Raw genomic sequence first — 2,374 nt, 5'->3', positions numbered from 1 at the left:
CACGATGCCCACCTTCGCAAGAGAGGATTTTGGATTTTGGATTGGAGAATTCTCCCCCGCTCCCCCGCTCTCCAACTGTCGCCAACTCACCAAGGAGAGGCTAACGGCTGCGATCGCTCCTATTACCAGCGTGATATCGTGGGCGGGGAGATTTACTCCGCAGCGGTTTGTCAGAAATGCGTGTACTGGTTGAGTGAGGGTTGGTAGCACAATGACGCCAAACACGCTCAACAATGCTGCACTCAACCAAGGTATCCACTCGCGCAGTTGTTCTATGGGATGGGGGCGATCGAGTATCCAGCGCTTGACAATACTATAAAAAAGTGATGCTATGCTGCCGCTGATAACTGGGGTTAAGACCCAACCAATGGTGATGGTGCCAATTGATGACCACTCTACCGAATTGATACCGGCAGCAATCCAACTGAAACCGGCGATCGCACCCACAGTCGCATGAGATGACGAAACTGGCAACCCCAAACTGGTAGCAATTTGCAGCCACAAACCGCAGGATATCAGTACAGATACCATTCCGATTAACAAAGTCTGTGGCGTTGAAGCGAATGTAGCTGGGTTGACAATTTCCGTTGCGAGAGTTTCGGATACCTCACCGCCAAATAGTACCGCACCCGTAAATTCCAAGATCCCAGCGATGATCAGCGCTTGCGCCAGGGTGATAGCTTTGGAGCCCACAGAAGTTCCCATTGAATTGGCAACATCGTTTGCTCCCAAGTTCCAGGCGAGGTAGAAGGCGAGTAAGGCGACAAAAACTATCATGTCGAATCAAGTTTAGCCTTGGATAATTCAGGACAGCCCTCAAGGAAACCCGGTTTGGTGTCCCAGAGTGTGTAATTACTCCAATTTTTACCGAGTTGCTTGCATAAAATTCATCTAAACTTTACAAAAATCTTTTGATTGCAGGTTACAGTCTTCATAGATTGTGATTTATTATACTTATAACATGAGAAAAAAAAAATGATTAGCCTTCGGAATGTTAAAACTTTACTCGGAACCGCTGCTGCTGCTGCCTGCCTTTTCTCTGTGACCGGACAACAAGCGAACGCAGCGACGCTTAGCCCAAACTGGTCTTACACAATAGATTCGTTCAATGATGGAGCAGACTTATATAAAGTTGGCAGCAAAAGCTCTTACGAGCTTTATGGGATGGCGATGAAGGAAGAAAACGGCAAGGTTTTCGTAGCCATCAACGCTAACCTCGCTTTGACTGGACAAGCTGAACCGACCCATCCGGAAGTTCAAGATGGCAATGTTGGCTGGGGCGATTTGTTTTTCAATTTTTCAGGTTTGAGTTTCAAAGATGCTAGCGCTCAGGAAAAGTTGTTCGGTATTCGCTTTGCTGGAACTAATGATTCTGGTGCTGCAACAACAGGTCTTTATAGTGGTGTCAAAGCCAAGAGCGTAGGGTTTGAAAACTATTCCTATTCACGCTTCTCTAAGTATCAAAATTGGGTTGAAAACACAGCTACTGATTCCAACGGTCAGCATGGAAAAGTAGGTTTTGGAGATTTAACTGCGGCGGAAGCAAAGGATTACTTGACCAAGAAAAATGGTGTAGTTGAAGATACCTCTTATAGTATCCAAAACGTGATTGCTACAGGCAATAAGGTTGGTGATATCCAGGCTCTGAGTGCAGGAGAACTTGCTTCCCTCAATTTTGCACAATACAGCGCTACTGGCAGCCAAACTTTTGGGTTTAAATTCGATCGCAGCTTATTGCCAAGTGGTGATGCTTTAATCAGCCTTTTGGAAGAGTGCATCAATGATGGGATTGCTGTTAAAGTGACTTTGGCAGACAACGAACCACCCACTTCCATACCAGAACCGTCAGCTGTTGCTAGTTTGACTTTATTGGGTTTGGGTTTATTTGGTACTCAAATGCGTCGTCGTGCTTATCCAACTGTCAAAGTTGCCAAGTGAGCTTCTTTGCGATATTGAAAATTCTAAATCAGGGTTTACTCTATAGTCCACTTTGGTGGACTATAGTTTTTTTGAGACGATGGTAACCAATTTTTTCAGAACGGGTATCTGATGGGCTGTTCTTGTTGACTCATATGATGGACAGCAAATTCCCCCTAATAAAAATGCGTGAAACTATTGATTTTACAGGGTTGCAATTATGGGCTATTGCGAGGATATGATATCAGATATTGATTGACGGCTATTTTCTGTCTTTAAAAGAATAAAGCCCGCGCAGGCTGGCTTTGTTTGTGTCGGCGCGACTATAATCGTCCGCAAGCTACAAATTGGGTATCAACCTACCAGTTGGAGAAGTTGCAACAGGTTCATCGCCAGCAATATTTGCTACGGCGGCGGGAATTTCTGCTGGCGATTTAGTTTTCGCTTTGTTGAAATC

General features: G+C 45.2%; 2 protein-coding genes. One reads left to right on the top strand and one right to left on the bottom strand.

Annotation, left to right across the window (positions count from 1 at the left end; all coding sequences use genetic code 11):
• A partial coding sequence (locus H6S82_RS29090; protein WP_191057164.1) for an inorganic phosphate transporter occupies positions 1-777 on the bottom strand: 777 nt, incomplete at its 3' end.
• A 198-nt stretch (positions 778-975) separates the two neighbouring features.
• Between H6S82_RS29090 and H6S82_RS29085 the strand changes: the two genes are divergently transcribed.
• A complete protein-coding gene (locus H6S82_RS29085) occupies positions 976-1,938 on the top strand; it encodes an XDD3 family exosortase-dependent surface protein (protein ID WP_199315647.1) in 963 nt (320 codons plus the stop codon).
• The last annotated feature ends 436 nt before the right edge of the window (positions 1,939-2,374 follow it).

This window comes from Planktothrix sp. FACHB-1355, assembly GCF_014748295.1.
Classification (GTDB): Bacteria; Cyanobacteriota; Cyanobacteriia; order Cyanobacteriales; family Aerosakkonemataceae; genus Aerosakkonema; species Aerosakkonema funiforme_A.
This window is presented reverse-complemented; position numbering and strand designations above follow the sequence as displayed.